The sequence below is a fragment of the Psychrobacter nivimaris genome, from assembly GCF_904846365.1.
Lineage (GTDB): Bacteria > Pseudomonadota > Gammaproteobacteria > Pseudomonadales > Moraxellaceae > Psychrobacter > Psychrobacter nivimaris_B.
In genome coordinates, this window is record NZ_CAJHAL010000013.1 from 26,476 (window position 1) to 49,479 (window position 23,004).

At 43.2% G+C, this 23,004-nt stretch carries 17 protein-coding genes; 5 read left to right on the plus strand and 12 right to left on the minus strand.

Going from position 1 to position 23,004, the window contains the following annotated elements:
- Positions 1 to 37 precede the first annotated feature (37 nt).
- The 3 genes from argF to dnaB form a co-directional block, all read right to left on the minus strand.
- Positions 38 to 961 (minus strand): ornithine carbamoyltransferase, encoded by a 924-nt coding sequence (gene argF, locus JMX63_RS07035; protein WP_057760398.1) that lies wholly within the window; start codon positions 959 to 961, stop codon positions 38 to 40.
- Between the two features lie 217 nt (positions 962 to 1,178).
- Positions 1,179 to 2,285 carry an alanine racemase gene (alr, locus tag JMX63_RS07040; RefSeq protein ID WP_201571745.1) on the minus strand — a complete coding sequence of 369 codons (1,107 nt, stop codon included), beginning with the start codon at positions 2,283 to 2,285 and terminating at the stop codon, positions 1,179 to 1,181.
- 178 nt (positions 2,286 to 2,463) lie between these two features.
- Entirely contained in the window at positions 2,464 to 3,867 is a 1,404-nt protein-coding gene (gene dnaB, locus JMX63_RS07045) for a replicative DNA helicase (protein WP_057760393.1), read from the minus strand.
- 295 nt (positions 3,868 to 4,162) lie between these two features.
- Between dnaB and pdxA the strand changes: the two genes are divergently transcribed.
- Positions 4,163 to 5,260, plus strand: coding sequence for a 4-hydroxythreonine-4-phosphate dehydrogenase PdxA (gene pdxA, locus JMX63_RS07050; protein ID WP_201571747.1), 1,098 nt, complete (start codon positions 4,163 to 4,165; stop codon positions 5,258 to 5,260).
- 162 nt (positions 5,261 to 5,422) lie between these two features.
- On the opposite strand, the gene JMX63_RS07055 is transcribed toward pdxA, so the two are convergent.
- Positions 5,423 to 6,202, minus strand: a complete 780-nt coding sequence (locus JMX63_RS07055; RefSeq protein WP_201571749.1) for a transglutaminase-like domain-containing protein — start codon at positions 6,200 to 6,202, stop codon at positions 5,423 to 5,425.
- Positions 6,203 to 6,717: 515 nt separating this feature from the next.
- On the opposite strand from JMX63_RS07055, the gene rsmA reads away from it, so the two are divergent.
- The 4 genes from rsmA (at position 6,718) to JMX63_RS07075 (ending at position 9,445) form a co-directional block, all read left to right on the plus strand.
- Complete coding sequence (gene rsmA, locus JMX63_RS07060) at positions 6,718 to 7,581, plus strand: 16S rRNA (adenine(1518)-N(6)/adenine(1519)-N(6))-dimethyltransferase RsmA (protein ID WP_102091795.1); 864 nt, start codon at positions 6,718 to 6,720, stop codon at positions 7,579 to 7,581.
- A gap of 141 nt (positions 7,582 to 7,722) precedes the next feature.
- Positions 7,723 to 8,559, plus strand: coding sequence for a symmetrical bis(5'-nucleosyl)-tetraphosphatase (locus tag JMX63_RS07065; RefSeq protein WP_201571750.1), 837 nt, complete (start codon positions 7,723 to 7,725; stop codon positions 8,557 to 8,559).
- A gap of 156 nt (positions 8,560 to 8,715) precedes the next feature.
- Complete coding sequence (locus tag JMX63_RS07070) at positions 8,716 to 9,033, plus strand: barstar family protein (RefSeq protein WP_201571751.1); 318 nt, start codon at positions 8,716 to 8,718, stop codon at positions 9,031 to 9,033.
- A gap of 193 nt (positions 9,034 to 9,226) precedes the next feature.
- The gene (locus JMX63_RS07075; protein ID WP_201571752.1) at positions 9,227 to 9,445 is read left to right on the plus strand and encodes a DUF4926 domain-containing protein; all 219 of its coding nucleotides are present in this window, start codon (positions 9,227 to 9,229) and stop codon (positions 9,443 to 9,445) included.
- 236 nt (positions 9,446 to 9,681) lie between these two features.
- On the opposite strand, the gene JMX63_RS07080 is transcribed toward JMX63_RS07075, so the two are convergent.
- The 8 genes from JMX63_RS07080 to ahcY form a co-directional block, all read right to left on the minus strand.
- On the minus strand, positions 9,682 to 10,041 hold the full coding sequence (locus tag JMX63_RS07080; RefSeq protein WP_102092992.1) for a hypothetical protein: 360 nt from the start codon (positions 10,039 to 10,041) through the stop codon (positions 9,682 to 9,684).
- 193 nt (positions 10,042 to 10,234) lie between these two features.
- Positions 10,235 to 12,679: a site-specific recombinase gene (locus JMX63_RS07085; RefSeq protein ID WP_201571753.1), complete on the minus strand. Its 2,445-nt coding sequence runs from the start codon at positions 12,677 to 12,679 to the stop codon at positions 10,235 to 10,237.
- A 237-nt stretch (positions 12,680 to 12,916) separates the two neighbouring features.
- Positions 12,917 to 14,701 (minus strand): acyl-CoA dehydrogenase C-terminal domain-containing protein, encoded by a 1,785-nt coding sequence (locus tag JMX63_RS07090; RefSeq protein ID WP_101204979.1) that lies wholly within the window; start codon positions 14,699 to 14,701, stop codon positions 12,917 to 12,919.
- Between the two features lie 347 nt (positions 14,702 to 15,048).
- The gene (locus tag JMX63_RS07095; protein WP_201571754.1) at positions 15,049 to 16,842 is read right to left on the minus strand and encodes an acyl-CoA dehydrogenase C-terminal domain-containing protein; all 1,794 of its coding nucleotides are present in this window, start codon (positions 16,840 to 16,842) and stop codon (positions 15,049 to 15,051) included.
- Between the two features lie 689 nt (positions 16,843 to 17,531).
- Positions 17,532 to 19,244 (minus strand): putative bifunctional diguanylate cyclase/phosphodiesterase, encoded by a 1,713-nt coding sequence (locus tag JMX63_RS07100; RefSeq protein ID WP_201571755.1) that lies wholly within the window; start codon positions 19,242 to 19,244, stop codon positions 17,532 to 17,534.
- Positions 19,245 to 19,417: 173 nt separating this feature from the next.
- On the minus strand, positions 19,418 to 20,299 hold the full coding sequence (locus JMX63_RS07105; RefSeq protein WP_201571757.1) for a 16S rRNA (uracil(1498)-N(3))-methyltransferase: 882 nt from the start codon (positions 20,297 to 20,299) through the stop codon (positions 19,418 to 19,420).
- Positions 20,300 to 20,599: 300 nt separating this feature from the next.
- On the minus strand, positions 20,600 to 21,478 hold the full coding sequence (gene metF, locus JMX63_RS07110; protein ID WP_227673274.1) for a methylenetetrahydrofolate reductase [NAD(P)H]: 879 nt from the start codon (positions 21,476 to 21,478) through the stop codon (positions 20,600 to 20,602).
- Positions 21,462 to 22,886 carry an adenosylhomocysteinase gene (gene ahcY, locus JMX63_RS07115; RefSeq protein ID WP_101204984.1) on the minus strand — a complete coding sequence of 475 codons (1,425 nt, stop codon included), beginning with the start codon at positions 22,884 to 22,886 and terminating at the stop codon, positions 21,462 to 21,464. The genes metF and ahcY overlap by 17 nt, the downstream gene beginning before the upstream one ends.
- Between the last annotated feature and the right edge of the window lie 118 nt (positions 22,887 to 23,004).

The following is a 23,004-nucleotide window of genomic DNA, read 5'->3' on the forward strand; positions in this document are numbered from 1 at the left end:
CTATTTATCTCACTGTCTTTTTATAAAATAACCTAAGTTATGCAGGCAACTTGATTTTGTCTTTAAGTAAAAACTCCATCAATGCTTTTTGTGCATGTAGGCGGTTTTCAGCTTCGTCCCAAACGACAGAACGTGGGTCATTAAGCATGTCATGAGAGATTTCCTCGCCGCGATGGGCGGGCAAGCAATGCATAAACACCACTTCAGGGTCGGCTTTGTCTAATAGAGACGGTGTCACTTGATAAGGCGCAAAACGACGTGCACGTGTGTTTTGCTCTGATTCTTGACCCATACTTGCCCACACATCAGTGACAATTAAGTTAGAATCTTTTGCCGCGTCTTGTACGTTTTCTACCAGACTGACGCAATGTGAGAAGCGTTCCATAAGTTTCGGATCAGGCTCAAACCCATAAGGTGCTGCCACGCGTAATTCAAAACCAAACTGATTGGCAGCTTGCATAAATGACGAGCACATATTGTTGCCATCACCAACCCAAGTCACAATCTTATTTTCGATACTACCGCGATGCTCGTAATAGGTCTGCATATCAGCGAGCAACTGGCATGGATGATAGTCATCGGTCAACGCATTGATAATCGGTACGCTTGAGTATTCAGCAAAGGTTTCAACTTTTTCGTGCCCGAAGGTACGAATCATGATGATATCAACCATGCTAGAAATCACGCGTGCTGAGTCTTCTAGTGGCTCGCCGCGACCGAGCTGCGTATCGTTTGGTGATAAAAATATGGCGTTACCACCAAACTGACCCATGCCCGTCTCAAATGAGATACGGGTACGCGTTGAAGATTTTTCAAATATCATGCCAAGCGTACGACCAACAAAAGGCTGGTATATCTCGCCTGCGTGTTGCATCTTACGCAATTCGCTTGCGCGTTTGATTAAGTTTTCTAGTTCTTGTTTGGTTAAATCAGATAAGGTTAAAAAATGGCGCAAACTCATAGTAATCCTAGCAGTCGATCGCAGTCAGTGAAACGTTATCAGTCTTCAATAGCATCGCGTCAGTGCGTATACTGGGTTGACAACAAACTTTTAGTATAGCGTATTTACTTTCAATGTAAACGTTCATTTTTATCAAGATTAAATGGCTTGCCAAATAGACCAAAATCTCCTTAGCAAGCCGCAATATCTTATATGCTAATGACTGTGCCGCTAATGATTATGCCTGTGTACGGTTTGGACGTATGCTAAGGCGACATAACAGCTCATAGCTAATCGTCCCAGCATGACCTGCTACTTCGTCGACACGAGGCGCATCGCCCCAGAGCATGACCTTGCTATCTATAGCAAGACTCTCAGGTGCATTACTGATATCAATGACAATCATATCCATAGCTACTCGCCCAATAACTGGGCAGCGGTAGCTTTGGCTGTCGTTAGCATCCATGACAGTAACATACGTATCATCAGTGACCACACGTGGATAGCCATCGCCATATCCCACGCTGACCAACGCCGTTCTGGTGTCTTGCTGCGCACGCCAGCGGCTACCATAGCCGATTGTATCATTGGCGCTAACGGTTTGTAGAGCAATGATTTGAGCACTGAAATCCATCGCGGGCTGCAAGTCTAGTTCTTGTGCACTTTTATCGACGACAGGTGAGCTACCGTACAAGATAATGCCTGGACGTACCCAATCATAATGATGTTCTGGAAAGTTGACGATACCAGCAGAGTTGCATAATGAGCCTTGGATATCTGGGCTAATGATGTCTTTCAAAGTCGCCAGTACGCTTGAGAAACGCTCAATCTGCATCGCATTTAATGGGTGATCGTGGTCGTCAGCATTGGCAAAATGCGTGGCTAGGATCAGCTGATAACCCGCTTCATGTAGGCGTTTTGCTGCTGATAGCACACCCTCAGCATTGAAACCCAAACGGTTCATACCTGTATTGTATTTGAGCCAAGCCACTCTAGTTGCACTGCCAGCTGGCGGGATGTTTTGTAGTGCCCACTCTAGCTGTGGTCCATGGTGAATCACGCAGCTAATCTCATGATCAGTCGCTTGCTGCCACTCATCAGCGGTAAATGCACCTTCTACTAGACCGATGGTTTTCTCCCAGCCTAATTGTCTGGCTTCTAATGCTTCGGTTAAAGTCGCGACCCCAATACCATCTGCTTGCTGCAGGGCTGGCAAGACTGCCGCCACGCCATGCCCGTAAGCATTGGATTTGACCATAGCCAATACCTTAGACTGAGGTGCTCGTTGTTTGACTTGATTTAGGTTATGAGTAAGGGCTTTTGGTTTTATAGTAATTGTGCGCATAATCGCCTTCTTTATGAGTAGAATTATGAAGTTATAAAGCCAGCACTGCATCGATTGAGTTGATGCGGTACTGGCTATTGTATTAAAACTGGTTATGTAAAATTATTCATTAACCTATAATTGAAACTGAGTCTATATAAGGCTTAGTCTTTGTTAGGGTTAAATTTTATAAGGTTAGTTACTCATCATTCTCAAAACTCACGCCTTGATAGTACTCTGGCGTTAGATTGATAAAGCGGGTAAATTGACCTTCAAAGCCTAGACGAATAGTACCGATAGGACCGTTACGCTGTTTACCAATGATGATTTCCGCCACGCCTTTGTGGTCCGAGTTTTCATTATAAACCTCATCACGATAGATGAACATAATCAAATCGGCATCCTGCTCAATCGCACCAGACTCACGTAGATCCGACATGATAGGACGTTTATTTGGACGGTTTTCTAGACTACGGTTAAGCTGTGACAATGCAATCACGGGACATTCAAGCTCACGTGCCAGTGCCTTTAAACTACGAGAAATCTCGGAAATCTCGCCAACACGGTTACCATCTAGACTTGGTACTTTCATCAGCTGAAGATAATCGACTACGATAGCACCCAAGCGACCATCATGGTTTTTGGCGATACGGCGGCAGCGGGAACGCATCTCAGACGGCGGTAGGGCAGTACTGTCATCAATATATAAATGCTTTGATTGCAAATGTTGAATGGCGTTCATCATCTTTGCCCATTCATCTTCATTCATTTGCCCAGAACGCAGGTGCGTCTGGTTAATCGCGCCCCATGAGGATAGCAGACGCATAACGATAGATTCGGCAGGCATCTCCATCGAAAACACGACAACAGGCAAATCTTCATTAAACAAAATTCCTTCTGCCAAGTTCATCGCAAAAGTGGTTTTACCCATCGAAGGACGCGCAGCGACAATAATTAAGTCACCCGCTTGTAGGCCTTGGGTTTTGTTATTCAGCTCGGCAAAGGGTGTCTGCAAACCAATCATGCCATCGGGATTTGATTTGAGTTCTTGAATCTTATCGATAACATTGGTTAAGACAGAGGTAATACCAACAGGTCCGCGCTGTTCCGCGCGTTTGTTATGCTGCTCATTGATACTAAATATCTTACCTTCGACATTATCGAGAATGTCGCTAACGCTTTGGTCTTTTGGATTATAAGCGAGCGTCAGCATGTCATTACCAGTGGTAATCAGCTGGCGTAGGGTTGATAGTTCACGCACGCGCTGAGCGTAGGCAGTCAGGTTAAACAAGGTAGCAGGACTTTGGCTCAAAATATCCGCCAAATAACTGTCACCACCTGCGCCTTTGAGTAGCTTTTGCGCTTCTAACCAGTCGTGTACCATGACTGTATCATAAGGCTCATTCACTGCCGCCAAATGGGCAATGGCATCAAAAATATATTGATGTCGCCCAGCATAAAAGTCATCTTTGGTGACAATATCGGCAATCTTGTCGTACGCCTCTTCGATACTCATCAAAGACGCGAGCAATGCCTTTTCAATATCAATATTGTGCGGCGGTGTCTGATTGAGTAAGTCGTCGGTTTTGTCGTTTTCTGCCATGAGTGCCTAATGAGTTAAAATGGGTATGAAAAAGGATGTCGATGATAGAGCAATACAAACATAGCGCGCCTCTACGATAGAAGTACCAAAACGCGGTCTCAGGTTTGTCTGTAAATGCTACAATCAGATGCGAAAGTTTAACACATAATGTGGTTTTTTAGACTTGATAAAGCACTAAATCTGAAGTGATTGTTTTTTATGAAGTAAGAGATACCATACAATGTCTAAGTATAAAAGATTAGAATAATAATTATAAATATAATAAAATCAGTAATTTAAATAAAAGGCTATTGTTATGACAGAAAAAAAGCGCCCGCTATTAATCACTACAGGTGAGCCTGCAGGTATTGGCATGGACGTAGTATTAGGACTAGCAGCAGAGGGCAAGCTGCAAGATTTTGACCGTCCCATTTGGGTGACTGCTGATGCTAAAGCCATGCAAACTCGCGCAGAGGAGTTGGTCGCGGCTGGCGTGCTCAAAAGCATACCTAGTTGGCATACTATCAATACAGCTGTAAATGCCGATAACTTCGATGTTAACTTGGTAGAGCAGATATCAAAGCAGAATATAGATGCTGATAGTGTTTTTATTCTACTGAATATCCCTTGTGCCGCACCAGTTGTCTGCGGGCAAATCAATATTGCTAACTCAGTGATGGTGGCTCAGCAGTTAGATATTGCTCATAAACTGGCAATCAATAATACAGTCGCTGCCATCGTCACCGGACCATTGCAAAAATCAGCGTTGATAGATGCTGGTATCAAGCTATTAGATGGCACTATGTTTAGTGGTCATACTGAGTTTTTTATGCAGCAAAGTGGTTGTGAGAAGGTCGTCATGATGCTTGCCAATCAAGCGATGAAAGTAGCACTTGTCACTACGCATTTGCCATTAAAAGACATCCCTGCTGCGATTACTGCCGACAATGTACGCCAAACGGTGCAGATTGTCATTGATGATATGCGAGATAAGTTTGGTCTCACGCAGCCTCGTATCTTGGTTTGCGGCCTCAATCCACATGCAGGCGAGGGTGGGCACTTAGGGAGCGAGGAGATTGAAATCATCAATCCAGTCTTAAGAGACTTCATCGATGCAGGCGTCAATATATCAGAGGCGATGCCAGCCGATACGTTATTTACCACCAGACATTTAGCAAACTGTGATGCGGTCATTGCCATGTATCACGACCAAGGATTGCCAGTATTAAAATCGCACGGTTTTGGCGATACGGTCAATCTAACCTTGGGCTTGCCTTATATCCGTACCTCTGTCGATCATGGTACGGCGTTAGACTTGGCAGGAAGCGGCGGTGCGAGTGCGACCAGTTTATACCAAGCACTAAATATGGCTAATGAGATGGCTGATAAATCACTTATCGATTCTTTTGAGTAAGTGGGTGTCTTAGGAGCATTTATCACGCAGTATTTGGCAACGTTAGCATCAGCAATGCCTATCTAAAAAGGCAGCCGCCTAAGACGATTTAGTAAAGTTTTTATCGTGCATGAGGAACAGCATCTGTCTTGAACACAGGCTCGAAAGCCTAGGGTTAGGACCCTAAGACTGTCTGGTTACGGATACCGATTGGTTGACCAGCTCCATGGATCCGAACGAGGTTAAGAACGCGACGCTGGACGCATCGGACCCAACACCGATGCGGGCCATCGTGTCGGCACCTGCCATACCCGTTGGATCAATGAGGTGCCAGCTTCCTTCAAGATAGACCTCGGCCACGGCATGAAAGTCTTGTGGTGTCACATCGGGCGCATAAACACTCACAAACCTAGCTGGTATCGACGACGCGCGCGCTAGTGTTACGAGAACATGCGCAAAGTCGCGGCATACGCCCTGACGTTGAGCAAAGCTGTCGAGTGCGGTGGTTTGTGCATGGCTCGATCCGGGTACATAGCTAAATGCCGACTCGATCCAGTCGCGCATCGCGGCAATCCGTGCGCCGCCAGTGAGATTGCCAAACTCGGCGTCCACGAAGGCATGGAACTGCTCTGACGGGCAATAGTGAGACGGCATTAAATGCCTGATCGTCTCTCCGGGCAAAAGATGCAGGGGCGTTTGGGACAGTGCCGATATGTCCAAGGCAGGACGGTCAACGGCGATTTCTGCAAGGTAAGTGCAGCTAAAATCTCCTTCAGCGTGAATCCAAATCCGCTCTCCTATACCATCATCGGCGGCGACCCGTGAAAAATGCGCAACGTCTGATGTCCAAATCTCGGTCGAACGCACCCGCTGATCCACAAGATTGGCGGCTTCGATCTGAAGCAAAAGATCCATTGGCTCTGAGAGTCGATAATGGAGTGTGACGTTAAGTTTCAGGATCATAATTGAACTCCCTAAGGGTGTTTATTTAGCGAGCTGACGATCGCGTAGGGCTAAACCGCCTCGACTATATCAGAGACTGACTTACTGGAGTCAGGCAGCAATACCTGACAGGGTTAAATTATTATAATACCGCTTTTCAGAATCAAAAGGTGAGACATAACCAATTGCGTTATACAGTCGGGCTTTATTAAACCTAAAAATCTTTAAAAATCAATTAATTATCGATTTATTTTTACGCCGCAATCGTTATGAGGACTCCATCTTTGGACTTGTTTCTGTCTGCTAGCGCTTGGTTTGACGCTACCATTTAGCATAATCAGAGTTTATATTATATGGATGTAGGGATAAAAAGTTACCGAGTCAGTTACTCAAAAGCATGGCTCGTCTATCGATAATAATTATTCAAAAATACAGCCTAATTATGAGCTGTGCTATAATTTGTTATTATAAAGTCAGTATATCGCTGCCATGACATTATCATCGCCCATTTATCTTTTATACATTAAGACTCTTTTATGTCCAAAACTTCATTTGATGCTCAAACTATTTCTAACAGCTTACGTGCTGCCAAACATCAGCCGCGTAAGCGCTTTGGCCAAAACTTCTTGCATGATACTAGCGTCATTCGCGAAATCGTCGAAAGTATTCGTCTAGAGCGCGATGACAATTTGATCGAGATTGGGCCTGGTATGGGCGCATTGACCGAGCCGTTATTGGCAGAAGTGGATGCGATGACCGTGGTGGAGCTGGATCGCGATTTGGCAGATAGCTTGCGTATTCGTATCGGTGCCAATAGCCATCCAAACTTTGAGATTATCAAAGATAACGCGATGCATGTGGACTACCGTGAGCTATATAGTGAAGAGCGCGGTAAGCTGCGCGTGGTAGGTAACCTGCCATATAACATCTCAACGCCTATCTTATTTCATCTGCTTAGCTATGCCGATGTGATCCAAGACATGCATTTTATGTTGCAAAAAGAAGTGGTCGAGCGTATCACAGCCGACGTGGGTAGCAAGACTTATGGCCGCTTGTCGGTCATTATGCAATATCACTGTGATACAGATTACTTGCTGACCGTTCCTCGCGGTGCGTTTAATCCACCACCCAAGGTGACCAGTGCTGTCTTCCGCCTGACACCGCATATCAACAAACCAGTAGTCGCAAATGATGAAGAGCACTTTGCTATTGTCGTGCGTGAGACTTTCAACCATCGTCGCAAGACGCTACGTGCTATCTTCAAAAAATCAACGTTGCTACCGACATTGAGCGAAGACGATTTTGAGGCTTGTGGTATTGATCCGCAGGCACGACCTGAGACATTAAGCGTCACAGACTTTGTGAACCTAAGCAATCATTCACAACAGCTAGACGTATAATGTATTTTTGATACATAAAAGCATGCTACTAACCGTCAATTATAATGGCGGTTTTTTATGCTTTATTTTTATGACTAGTACTTAAGTATTTATTTCTTATCGAGCTGTCTTTAACTATCGTATTTAAATCGTTGAGGTGTTATGAGTTTTCGCCATCAGTATGTTATCGGTGACTTACAGGGTTGCTATGCTGCATATCTACAATTGCTAAAGACACTGGATTTCGATCCTGCCCAAGACAAGTTATGGTTTGCTGGTGATTTGGTAGCACGCGGCGAGGACTCATTGAACACGCTGCGTCATGTCAAAGTGTTGTGTGAGCAAGGCGCTGCGGCAACGGTATTGGGCAATCATGATCTTAATTTGATAGCAGTCTGGCGCGGGGCCGCCAAGCTTAAAAATAAAGACAAAACGGCACCTATCTTTGCTGCGGATGACTGTGATGAGTTGCTCGAATGGTTACGTAGGCAGCCGATATTAGCCTATCCTGATGAGCACACGGTGCTAGTACATGCAGGGATTCCACCGCATTGGAGTATTGAAGCCGCTGCAGGATACGCACAGCAATTAGAAGCTCAGCTGCAAAGCAATTTGGCGCAGCTCGATCAATTGCTGCCGAATCTATATAGCAAAGAAGCGGATGAATGGCATGCAGGTATCGAAGGATTTACCAAGATGCGTGCAATTGCTAATTACTTTACGCGTATGCGCTTGTGTAAGCAGGACGGGTCACTTGAGTTTAGCTTTTCAGCAGGTTTAGATGAGGCTATGCCAACCGATTTTTTGCCTTGGTTTGAGTGGCAAGTACCGCGCACTCGTAAGATACTATTTGGACATTGGGCTGCGCTAAAAGGCGAAATTGATTTGCCACATGCGCGCGCACTCGACGGTGGCTGCGTGTGGGGTAATTATCTATTGGCTTATCGATTGGGTGACGGCAAAGTAACAACTTCAAGCGCACAGTGCCCGAGTCCATAAAGAGGGTTATAAGCGTCTTAATATATAAGGCTAAATAAACAGTCTGTTATAAGTAGTTCCATTATACCAGTCTATTTTAAGTGGTATGTTAATAGGTTTAAAGGGTGAAACATCTGGTTTCGTTGGGGTATACCTTAATAAAAATGGTGATAAAACATGGAAATGACTATAGATTTTATAGGTGTTAATACAGCGGACAAGATGCACAAAAAATTAAAGCATGCTTTTGGTTTTCCAAATTTTTATGGTGCTAATATTCATGCCTTAATTGATTGCTTAGGTGACATACGCTATCCAGAATACGGCATGTCGGAGGTTACTGTAGGAAAAAATGAAGTGTTAAATCTAACGATTAAAAACTTTCCTTACGAGAACGACATAATTATGAATGTTTTTTTTCTTGCAATAAAATCTGTAAATGAGAAGTCTATTAACCGTCATGAAACTCCCTCAATACATTTGATACTAATTTAGGTCAACTAATAAGTGACCCCTGCCGTCAATCCCGTAGAAATTAACTTGGAAGATTCTAATCATACAGCTCGATAATCCTATGCTGTGGGTTTTATAGTAATTAAGTTCATGTCTAACACTAGCAGATCGATGCCTGTATAGCGCACCGAACACGTTCCCATAACAGACGTTATTAAATATAAGGCTTAGCAGTATGTTGAATATAAACGATGTTATTAAGGTATCAAAAAATATTCAAGACGATATCAGAGCAGGTCATTTGGGTACTGTAGTACATATTTTTGATCAAAATCCCCCTGTGTACTTAATTGAGTTTGTAGATGATGAAGGCCGTACAACTGAAATGGCATCTCTAAAAGAAGAAGACATGAGCCTTTATTGGGTTGCCAGCACTGAAACATATGTCGAATAGTTAACGGTGAATTGTCCTGACTATTAATGACGACGTAATAACCTAGTCAAAAAACAATTAAGACAGGCTTATTAAGTACACTCAGATGTACATTGATTCAATATAAAAGCCTATACTCATAGTAATCACTTGGACTACAGCCAAAGGTTCAAGTCCTCACTAGGGTACCGAACCAGTGAAAGCACCTGATTGGTTCGCTGTAGGTACATCTTAATATGATAATACCTTTAAAGTATTTAGTTTAGCTGGTTCATATCCTTGTCTATCAGAGTAGAGTGGTCAATTTTAAATATTGGATACACATCAATAATAGTAAGTCTTTTAGCGTATAAATCCTGATAATTCAGATATTCTATAATGATCTGATTTTCATATATCATGACCCTCATCGCTCCTTCTTCATATATCTTAAATATTAATGCTTCATCTTGATATATATAAGCAGATATTGAGTTCTGAATATCACTGATAGAAAAAACCATTTTTTTATTTTGTGTATCAATGAATGTGGATTCTAGCAAACCATCATTATCTATATGACTCTCGCATCCAAACATCTCCATAAAATCTACATCTTTAGGATAAAAGAATGACATTTTCTTTCCTATGATCAAAGTCTGTGGTCAATTAATTTAGTACAATTTAGGATGATAGACAAAAGAATGCTAATTATATAGCCAATGCTTCGCTACCTTTATAGCGCATCGAACATACTCTGATAACAGACGTTATGACAAATAATTTTAGTAACAACAGTCGATCGAGCAAAAACCCACCGCAACTACCTATTTAACTAGGCAGCTTTGGTGGTTTTTTAGGTTTTGGTAGAGGTGTTTTTGCGTCACCAGTCTGCTTGTCATCAGAGTCAGTGTGGTATGGCTCATCACTAACGACATCGCTATCAATCGCACTTATCGTTTTGGTGGCCTTATCGTATTGGATATCATCGGTATAAGGAACGCTGTTTAGTTCGTCATCGACTAAACCATCATCCAGATCCATGATCTTTTCAGGAGAGTTATACGGCTGCGTATGCTCATCTGTCGGCTGTTTTTCATAGTTGATGTCGGTATTCGTCTGGGAGTGTTGAGCATCAGCATGTTTAGATTCAGGCAAGATTCTGACATCGGACAAACGCCTCACCACATAATTACTTGGTATAGATTTGCCATTTTTTTGTGCGGAAGTGTCATCAAATATCATGTGACCCTGACTGTCGATACGCGCATATTTCATTGGCTTATCACGTGGCCAGAAAAAGTCAGACGGATGACTAATAATATGGCCAAACACCAGTTTTGTGAGGCGACTCCATTCAAAAAAGCGAACTTCTTTAGAACGTAGGGCGACAAACAGTGCCAGTGAAAAGCTAACGATTAAGTTGACCAGACCAATAAGTGCCACACCAAGTATAGAAATTAGAATGAGGCTCCAGCTGATATCATCAGCAGATATGTTGAATAGTCCGTGTGCCAAGTTTGCTGAAGCAAAGGCAATGTGACGAATATCAATTGGTAAGCCGAAGATATAGCCGATAGTCGCGGTACTACCTAAGAACACCCCGAATAAGAAGTTACCCATGATAGCGCCCAAATTGGCTTCTATAAAGCCGCCTAAACGCTGAAGCCATGAACTAGGCAATATGTATTTTAATAATTTGTGACGTTGTATACGCGCGCCTACGTTGTTATAAACTGCCAAGTTATCGTAGTAGCCGGCAATCAAACCAGATAAGAACAGGTAAACCCCAGCAATGGCAGCATGGGGTAGTGCTAATGAGTGAAAGGGGTCGAGATCATGTAACAGGTGTCCTGCTTTTTCGGTATCGATCATTGGCGCGCCAGTATATTGCAACCAAGCAAAAGAGATAATCAAGGCGACGGGTACGGCTAACATGACGTTACCCATGATAGCAATAAACTGGGTGCGCAAGATATCGACGACCAATTCTGATAGCTTAGTTAACTGATGTGATTTTTTACCAAAGCCTTCAGATATGGTAGAAGCGATTGCAGCCGCGGTCATGGCTGGCTGCTTAGTCGCGACTGTGCCGCGAATAACATGAATAAATACGAAGCCCAAACCATAAATCATACTGTTGATGAACGCGCGACCCATGGGTGCGAGCGCTAAGTGATACGCCAGTATTTTTATGGTTGCCATAAATGCAATGACAAAACCACCAATAGAGGCTTTTTTGAGCATCTTTTGATAGCCAGCTTTGTCGGTACTAATATAATGCTCACCGACGCGGCTGGCATTTTCTGTGACTTTGCGAGAGAGCAGTTTGGTATTGTTATCAATCAAATAACCAATACTATAGCGCTGATTGGCCGTAGTAATGAGCGCTTGTATCAGTTCGATAACAGCGCGATCTCGCTTTTGATTATCGTCTGTGACCAGCTCAGTTAAAATCCGCATACGCTGCAAGCTTTGATCCAAACGCAGCATCATATTGGTCAAACGGATAGAGATACCGGTCTTATAAATCCGCTTGCGTACGGTAGCGACGATATCTTCGCACTGTTCGAGCATAACCAATAGGGGTGCAGGATCGACTGCTTGCTCGGGCGTGATATCTGTCAAGGTATCAAGCTCATGTGCTTGACGATATTGATTGACGAAGAGTACGGCTTCTTGATTTTGTGCAACGAAAGATGCGGAATAGTTCAGTATTTGTGGATAGGACTCCATCAAATCAGGATGTAAGCCGATACCGCTGATGCGGTAAGATAAAATGATAATGGCGTTTAAAATACTGTTTTTTGCGGTAGCGACTAGATTTAAATGTTTCTCTTCTACGCGAACCAGCTCAACCAGTTTGTCCCATTTTTCCTTTTCAATATTAGCAAGCCAACGTTCATCAGAGCGTTTATTAAATAAGTAGCCCACCAGTTCAACGACAGAATCATCTTGTGGTAGTAATGGTAAAAACCGATGGCCAATCAAACGGCGTAAGCTGTTAAAGAACCCTTGATCGGACATGATACCAGTATCGGTATACAGCGCAATTTGTCGATATTGGATAATCAGTTTTAGCACAAAACTAGACAACCCATCTCCATATTCTGGATGCTGATGTATGATATTAATAAGGGATTGAATTTTTTCGTTGGCCAATGCAGGTTCTTTATCACTGACTCGTAGCTCATCAATCAAGCGTTTGAGTACCGCAGGATCTGGCACGTCGCTCAAGGCGGTAATCTGTTGTAAAATGCGTTTTAATTCTGACACGTCGCACCCTTTATCATGGTTGTTTCAATCGTTTTTATTATTTAAGTCGGTATAAGTGGTTGAGTAATGTTTGCCAATCGTTCAATTGTAGTCGAGCGACATCTTGTCTTGCGTTATTTTAATCGGAACTGCCAATTGATATTGAATTATTTTGTTAGCAGTTATTTTGACAAAAAAAAGGACAGTAACACGACTGTCCTTTTAATCAAGGTATTTTAGGTTAGTTTTAAAGCTAACTTAGCTTGCAGGAACGTCGAAATAAGCAAGATCAAAGTTCATCATTGGGTCACTACCAGCTTTGACCATTTGTGCATGAGCATCGATACGCGGTAAGACACGACCAACGAAGTAATCTGCAAGCTTGGCTTTATTAGTATAAAACTCGCCTTCTTTGCCATTAGCGGCTTCTACCATCAACGCAAACATGTATGAGTAAGCAAGGTAGCCAAACGCATGCATGTAGTCAACCGCACAGCCATTGATTTCGTTTTTGCGTTCACCGATGTTGTTAAGCACAGTTGTGGTTAACTCTTCGATAGTATCTGCTGCATTTAACGTAGCTTGTTTGATAGCGTGATCTGCTTGCATGTTGCTAACAAAGTCACGAATCTCACCCAAGAAATGAGTGACGTACTTACCGTTGTTACGAGCAACTTTACGACCTAGTAAGTCAAGCGCTTGAATACCGTTGGTGCCTTCATAAATCTGTGCAATACGGGTATCACGAACGATCTGCTCCATACCCCATTCGCGGATATAGCCATGACCACCAAATACCTGCTGACAATCAACAGTTGCTTCTAGTGCTTTATCAGTCAGGAACGCTTTAGCAACTGGTGTTAATAGAGCAACACGAGCTGCAGCTGCTTTGGCTGACTCAGGATCGGTACTAAACTTCTCTTCATCAAGATTTTTGGCAACGTACATCGCAAAACAGCGTGACGCTTCAGTGTTTACTTTGGCGTTCAATAGCATACGGCGGACATCAGCATGATGGATAATAGCGTCAGCAGGTTTTTCTGGGCTTTGTAGCTGTGTATCGCTACGACCTTGACCGCGATCATTGGCATATAATGCTGCATTTTGATAGGCAAGCTCAGAACCACCAAGGCCTTGCAAGCCCATAGTGACACGCTCATAGTTCATCATGATGAACATTGATGATAGGCCAGTGTTTTCCGCGCCAACCATCCAGCCTTTAGCATTATCAAAGTTCATGACACAAGTCGCAGAGGCTTTGATACCCATTTTGTGTTCGATAGAGCCTACCGCTAATGTATTGCGCTCGCCTAAGCTACCATCTGCATTGACCAAGAATTTTGGTACGACAAATAGTGAAATGCCTTTTGAGCCCTCTGGTGCATTTGGTGTTTTTGCCAATACCAAATGAATGATGTTGTCAGTAAGGTCATGCTCACCACCAGTGATAAAGATTTTGGTGCCAGAGATATCATAGCTACCGTCATCATTAGGCACGGCTTTGGTTTTGATAATACCCAAATCAGTACCAGCATGCGGCTCTGTCAAGCACATAGTACCTGCCCATTCGCCGTTGTACATTTTTTCTAGATAAGTTTGCTTTTGCTCTTCAGAGCCAGCTGCATTTAAACAAAGCGTCGCGCCTACTGTTAGGTTTGGATATAGTGCAAATGACTGGTTGGCAGTGAAAACCATCTCTTCGGTGAGCATGGTAACCATTTTAGGGAAGCCCTGACCGCCGTATTCAGCATTACCGCTTAAGCCGACCCAGCCGGACTCAGCATATTGCTTATAGGCTTCTTTAAATCCTGTCGGAGTCGTGACGACGCCATCACCTTCGAAAGTTGCGCCTTCTTCATCACCGCTACGGTTAATAGGAAGTAGAATGTTTTTTGACAGTTTTCCCATTTCTTCTAAAATCATATCGACAGTTTCCATGTCAACATGAGCCAAGTTTTCGTTGTTTTGCCAAAACTCTGGCGCCTTGAATACGTCATTTAAGATAAAGCGCATGTCATTAAGAGGGGCATTATAAACAGCCATAAACATTCCTTTGGTTCAAATAATTAAAATCGAAGTTGTTAAGATTATCAACTGTTCTCTTGGTATAACCTTAGCGATTAATAATCAAAGTTTAACAAATAAGCTTGTGAGCGAGTGTATTTCTTCGTGAATTGTGCGTACACCAAAAGTTAGCAACGGCTATTGAAGTGCTTATAGATACCTTGCTGATAACTATAATGTGAGAAGGTAGACGGGTCGGTGCTTATAGATAGTTGCTACTGTTAAAACTATGTTGATAGTTGTCATAAGCACGCGCAAAATAAAGCGGCAACACACCGAAGTATATTGCCGCTCAGATTATACGATTACGAAGTTTAGCGCTTTAATTAAAAGGCAAACTGATCAACGTCCATGCTCATGTATGGCTCTACACCAGTGCTGATACGCTGTACGTGCGTAGTCGTACGTGGCAATAGCTTAGCAAAGTAGAACTGAGCTGTTTTAACTTTAGCGTCATAGAATGCTTTTTCGCCAGTACCGTTTGCGATAGCAGTCTGAGCAACCAGTGCCATACGTGCCCATAAGTAGGCTAGAGTGACATAACCGCTGAAATACATATAGTCTACTGCAGCGCCGCCGACAGCATCTGGTGTTTCAGTTGCTTGCATGCCGATGCGTGCAGTCAAATCGCCCCATTCTTTAAGATGCTTGGCAAGCGGGCGGATGAACTGGCCCATCTCGTCATTTTCTTTGTTTTCTTCACAGAATTCTTGAATAACGTTTACAAAGTTGGCAAGTAGCTTACCTTGTGAACCTAGGACTTTACGGCCTAACAAGTCAAGTGCTTGAATCTCTGTGGTACCTTCGTATAAGCAAGAAATGCGCGTATCACGTACGTTCTGCTCCATACCCCATTCACTAACGAAACCATGACCACCATAAACCTGAATACCATGGTTGGCAGCTTCCAGACCTGTTTCAGTCAAGAACGCTTTAGCAATTGGTGTCAGTAGTGACAACATTTGGTCAGCAAACTTCAACTCTTTGCCTTCGCCTTTTGCGACGGTATCTGCAAAGTGTGAGAGATAATACACTAGCGCACGACCACCTTCAGCAAAGGCTTTTTCAGTCAATAGCATGTTACGAACCGCTGGATGTACGATGATAGGGTCAGCCGCTTTCTCTGGTGCTTTCGTACCTGATAGTGAACGCATCGCTAAGCGGTCTTTTGCATAAGTCAATGAACCTTGGAACGCATACTCTGCTGCAGTCAAACCTTGCACAGCAGTACCGATACGTGCCACGTTCATAAAGGTGAACATACACTGTAGGCCACGGTTTTCAGGTCCAATCAAGTAACCCGTTGCGCCATCGAAGTTCATGACACAAGTTGCAGAAGCTTTGATACCCATTTTGTGTTCGATAGAGCCACAAACGACATTGTTGCTTTCGCCAACGCTACCATCTGCGTTGACCGTCATTTTTGGGACAATAAACAATGAGATACCTTTGGTGCCAGCAGGTGCGCCTGGTAGACGAGCCAAAACAATGTGGATAATGTTATCAGTTAGGTCATGCTCACCGGCAGAGATAAAAATCTTTTGACCCGTGATGCTATAGCTACCATCTTCTTTAGGCTCAGCTTTGGTACGGATAATACCCAAGTCAGAACCCGCATGCGCTTCAGTAAGACACATGGTGCCTGACCATTCGCCAGTGACCATTTTTTCTAAATAGGTTTGTTTTTGCTCGTCAGTACCATGATGCTCGATGGTTTGAATAGCACCATGTGATAGGCCGGGGTACATAGAGAATGACCAGTTAGCCGTACCAACCATTTCATTGATGACAGTAGATAATGAGAACGGCATGTTTTGACCGCCAAAATCTTCTTCAGCAGATAAAGCAGGGAAGCCAAGCTCACAATACGCGTCATAAGCTTCTTTAAAGCCTTTTGGCGTGGTGACCTTACCATTATCAAACTTACAGCCTTCAGCATCACCGCTTTGGTTCAATGGTGACAGTTCGTTTTCAGCAAAGCTTGCAGCCATTTCAAATAGGCTGTCCATTAGCTCGCGGTCAGCTTCTTGGAACGCAGGCAAAGTTTTGTAGTGGCTTTCACTATCGAGTAGTTCATGCATAACGAATTGGATATCACGTAAGGGCGCTTTGTATTGCATAACTTCCTGTCCTTTTTGGAATGTAACCGATCATAGCCAATAATGAGCATATGGTCGCACTATCCTCTAGTGCGTTATTCTTACCTAGCCAATCTGAAAATCTAAATAAATGATAAACAGTAAAGCAGGTCAACCATGCTATCGATTACATAAAATAGTGTTGAAAAGAGTGGTGATTATCAGAGTCAATGAGAGATTAAATGTACTCTAACAAATTCACTATAAAAGATAGGCTTTCATAGGTGATTATACAAGTTTGGTGACAGGACTGATAAGTCATGAACCTATCTTGCATCGGTTATGCAATCGACGTTAGGCGCTAGGAAACAGCAGCATTAAGCATATGAAAACTCTAATGTTACTAAGACAGATAGTCCTTTATATGACCGATATTAACATGAAAAAACGACAGCCAAAAAAATAGCGTTCGCCATAAAGACAAACGCATCGGTATAAATTACAGCACTATTTGGTAGAACCGAGCATGTAAGTTATTTCACATATATAAACATGAAACATGCTCGTATGCTAGGAGTCTTAACATATAGTCGATCCAATTTAAAAGTAGTACAAGGCAACCGAGTGCAGATGTAACTGTGATACTTCAAGCGAGGTTAACGCTGTAATAATTTTATAGTGGATGACTATAGTAGTTTATGATTAATAACTTATAACGAATAGCTTAGCGTTTACTCAGAAGCATTTTGTTGAATCAGCATCGCAGTGGCGACATCAGCAGCCACGGGTTTGCTAAACCAATAGCCCTGACCAATTTTGCAACCCATATCTAACAACACATCGCGCTGCTGCTCAGTTTCGATACCTTCAGCAACGACTTGCATGTCTAAAGCGACTGCTAAGTCTAAAATGGCTTTTACAATCGCGTGCTGGGTACGATCGGTTTCAATATTGGAGATAAAGCTCTTATCAATCTTGATAAAATCAAATGGATATTCTTGCAAGTAGCTCAATGATGCATAACCAGTACCGAAATCATCGAGCGCTAGACGTACGCCAAGCTCTCTAAGCGAGTTAAGCTGTTTTTTTACATTATCATGACGCTGAATCAAAGACGACTCGGTCACTTCAATATGCAACTGATGGGCAGCAACGTCATTCTCTGTCAGTAGTGTGCTCACCATATCAAAGAAGTCAGGGTGGCTAAACTCAGCAGCATCAGCGTTGATACAGACGTGTTGATGAAACCCTTGCTGTTGCCAAACGGCTAGTTGTTTGACAATTTTAATGGCCAGTTGCGAAAACAAATCAAAGGAGAGCTTGTGCGCGATAATGGCATTGATAAAATGAACGGGCTTGAGTAATCCGCGAGTAGGGTGCTGCCAACGTACCAATGCTTCAAAACCTGTAATAGCACCAGTCTCCAATGAGAACTTTGGCTGATAATAAGGAACGAATTGACCTTCAATGGTAGCAGTCCTAAGCTCAGACTCTAACTCTAAACTGCCAGCGGTGGCGCTTTCAATGGCCTCATCGTACCAGCGAATATCATCGCCACCGTGCTGCTTGACATAGTCCAGCGCTTTTTCTGCCTTGGTCAATAAACCCGTTACTTCATTATCGTCTTTTGGAAAACAGCTGACACCCACAGAAATATGGTAATAGATATTTGCGTCTGTCGCATGGCTCTTATCAGTAGAGAAGGGGCGTTCACACATTTGCATAAGTGTGTCTAGCTGATGACGTACCATATTGGCATCTTTAACCTCAAACAGTAGCGCAAAATCATCACCACCAAAGTGAGAAAAGGAGCGTAAATTATGTAGTTTGAGCTTCTCGACTCCTTCTGCAAAGTTTTTTATTAAGTCATTGGCACCATCAGGCCCTAATAGGCTGGCAAGATTGCGATAACGGTCAATGTTTAAGCGTACAAGGACAACCTCTTGGTAACTATCCAATAGCATGTCACTTGTCTGACTCAAAAATACCTTGCGGTTAGGGAGACCTGTGAGCTGATCATAGTTGAGTAAATGGGCGACCTGTTTTTGATCTTTAATAACTGCAGACATATCACGCAGCATACCAATATGATAAGCCATTTGATCTATATAAATTCTGCGATAAGTAATATGACAGTCAATATTCTGTCCATAACGGTTGGCCATCGAAAAATCAAGTTCATAAAAACCATGTTCGTTTAAGTTTTTCTTGATATCTTTTAGAATTACTTGCTCTGCTTCTGATAAAAATTCAGCAGCATATATACCAAGTGGACGACCGATTAAAAACTCTTCTTTGTAGCCAATCAAAAGCTCATAGCTAGGATTGACAGATAAATAACGTAGATTTTCGTCTAGTATAAATATGGCATCTTCAATTCTCTCACACAGTTCGGTCATTAACCGTTGCTTAATCGATGCTGGGATAGTGTCAAAATCGCTCATAATAGTGGCTCACAAAAGATAAGGGCTTATAAAAATAATAACTGCATTATCAATTTATTAACATTGAGTTGGCATCGCATTTTACTATGTACGATACAGAACAGACGTTATTTTTGACTATAAGCATAAAAGATAAAAACTACGATAGTCATACTAATACTTATCAGTTTTTACTAGGGGCTTAAGGCATGTAGAGTAGCTAACGCTACCACTGGTGCAGTCTCGGTACGCAAGACCCTTGTGCCGATTTGCCAAGGCTTAAAGCCAACACTTTCTGCCTGCTGACATTCATCGTGACTCAAACCACCTTCAGGCCCGATCAACAGTTTAATATAAGGGGTCTGTTGTTTGAGAATATCAGATAGAGCGCTAGGCATGGCAGGTTGTCCTGCTGCTGGTACGCTCATCTGCATACACAGGTCTGCAGCGTTTGCTAATACTTGGTAGTAAGGATCATGACTAAGCACAGAAACGATAGAACTGACGGCCATTTGCGCCTTCGTAGCTTCAGTAGCCTTAGCGTCAGAATTGGTATTGCTTAGCCATTCATTGATAGATTGTGGCGCAAGAATAAGAGGTGGACGATTAAGTCCGCACTGTTCGCAAGCTGCGATCGCCACTTGTTGCCAATGCAACAGTTTCTTCTCAATTTGTGCAGGTTTTAATGTAACTTCTCCGTGGTGGCTACTGAGTAACTGAATAGCAGTCACGCCAAGTTCGGTCGCCTTTTGTATCGCATAGTCCATACGTTCGCCTCGGCTCATTACTAAGCCGATTTGAGTGATAGTAGCTGCCGTACGATCATCGTCTATATGAGCAAGTAAAGTAGCAGTGGCGTTTTTTTTACTAATAGCCTGTAGTTGTACTGTATATTCGCCGCCAAATCCATCGAACAAAATCCCTTGATCACCAATATTGGCTCGTAGTACACGGCACCAGTGATGAACAATACTATCGGGTAATTCGACATTGCTACCTATCGGTAACTCACCCAATTTAGGTAGTGCTGAGGCATCAGCGTTGTCGTTGCTAACGGCATAAAAAAAACGTCGCACGTGGTCTTATTCCTATTATTTGATTGAGTATAGTTATTATTAGATCTATAGAATATCACTTGAGACAATTAATGACATTTGTTTTATGAGAATTTTTCTTAATAAAGATAATTATTTTTAGAGCAGCATTATTACACAGTGAAGAAATTTTTAAAAATCAAATAAGATAAAGTGTATGAATAAAACGGTAAAGGGCTATTGGTCAAAATTTTGACAATAAAAAACTGGCGCTCCTAGAAGCGCCAGTCATTAATAATGTATTCAGGAATGATTAAGGGGCATTTTAGAATGCTTACAAGTTTAAGCGGTCAATCCCAATGCTTCTACCAAGCGTTTGTTTGGCTCAACTTTGTTCATGCTATAAAAATGCATGGCAGGTACGCCCTCGGCAATCAAGCGTTCACACAAGCGATAAACCACATCAAAGCCAAACTCACGAATAGCCTTACTATCGTCACCAAAATCCATTAGCTGTTTACGTACATAGCGCGGAATATCAGCGCCACAGCTATCAGCAAAACGCAAGAGATTGCTTGAATTGGTAATTGGCATGATACCAGCGACCAAAGGCTGAGCTACTGTATCAATACCGCGTTTCTCTAACTTATCACGCAAGTACAGATAGCTGTCAGCGTTGTAGAAAAACTGGGTAATCGACGCATTGGCACCAGCTTGGTATTTATTTACCAGATTATCGATATCAAACTCAAAGCTACGCGCTTGTGGGTGCATCTCAGGGTAGGAAGCCACTTCGATATGGAAGTGATCACCTGAATGCTCACGAATGTACTTTACCAAATCTACCGCAAATGGTAGCTCACCCATGCCCACCTGACCTGATGGCAAGTCGCCGCGTAGCGCTACTAAGCGTCTAATACCTAAAGTCTTATAATACTCGAGCAATTCAGCGATTTCACTTTTGTCATCGCCAATACAAGACATGTGCGGCGCGATTTCAGTGGTACCACGCGCACTTAGTGCCTGTACGATATCTAAGGTGCGGCTACGGGTTGAACCGCCCGCACCATAAGTTACCGAAAAATAAGCTGGCGACAACTTATTAAGCTCATCATAAGTGCTGAGAAGCTTTTCGTGACCTTGCTCGGTCTTTGCAGGAAAGAACTCAAAGGAGAAAGCAGGCTTACTCACAGTCAGGCTCCTTTTAGTATTTATAAGCATCAGGCTTGAATGGACCTTCAACTGGCACACCCAAATACTCAGCTTGCTTTTGGGTCAGCTTGGTTAGCGTACCGTTAAAGCCTGCAACCATCGCAGCGGCTACTTCTTCGTCTAACTTTTTAGGCAATACTTTTACGTATAGGTTGTCAGTACGTTGGTCAGCTGGCAAGTCAGCGAATTTTTCTTCGAACAGATACATTTGAGCCAATACTTGGTTGGCAAATGAGCCGTCCATCACGCGTGATGGGTGACCAGTTGCGTTACCTAGGTTCACTAGGCGACCTTCAGCAAGCAAGATCAAATAATCGTTCTCATCGTCTGAGCGGAAGATTTGATGAACTTGTGGCTTGATCTCAACCCAGCGCCAGTTATCACGCATAAACTGTGTGTCGATTTCTGTATCAAAGTGACCGATGTTACACACCACAGCACCAGGCTTAAGGGCTGCTAGCATATGACGGTCACAAACGTGATAGTTACCAGTCGTGGTGACGATCATGTCAGTGTCTTCAAGCAAGCGCTTGTTAATGCTGGCTGCGCCGCCCGTGTTGTCACCGTCAATGTATGGTGATAAGACTTCAAAGCCGTCCATACATGCCTGCATAGCACAAATAGGGTCAACTTCTGAAACACGTACGATCATGCCTTCTTGGCGTAAGCTTTGTGTAGAGCCTTTACCTACATCGCCATAACCGATAACCAAAGCGCGGCGACCAGCAAGGAACATATCGGTAGCGCGTTTGATAGCATCGTTTAAGCTATGACGGCAGCCGTATTTGTTGTCGTTTTTAGACTTGGTAACTGCATCGTTGACGTTGATGGCTGGTACTTTAAGTGTACCTTTACCAAGCATCTCAACCAAGCGATGAACGCCAGTGGTGGTCTCTTCTGAAATACCGTGGATGTTATCAAGAAGCTCTGCATAATCATTGTGAATCAAAGCAGTCAAATCACCGCCATCATCCAAGATTAAGTTAGCATCCCAAAGTTGGCCTGATGCTTCGCCGCCAACATGTACTTGCTGACGTAGGCACCATTCATACTCTTCTTCTGTTTCGCCTTTCCAAGCATAAACAGAGATACCAGCAGCAGCAATTGCAGCAGCAGCATGGTCTTGAGTTGAGAAGATGTTACATGATGTCCAGCGTACTTCAGCACCTAGCGCGACTAGTGTCTCGATAAGTACAGCAGTCTGAATAGTCATGTGGATACAGCCAGCGATTTTTGCGCCTTTAAGCGGCTGGTCGGCTTCGTAGCGACGACGCAAGCCCATTAGGGCAGGCATTTCGGCTTCAGCAAGGGTGATTTCACGGCGGCCGTAATCAGCAAGGCTGATGTCAGCGACTTTGTAGTCAGTGAAAGAGGGGTCGATCGTATGGGCAGATGGTGTAGTAGACACTGCGTCCATAATATGCTCCTATCAGTGGTTAACGAATGATAAAAAGAATAAAAACGCAGGTGCCGTTGTTTGCGCTGTGAGCGACCAAAAATATGGAATCTCGACAGTTAACCGAGCCTAACATAAC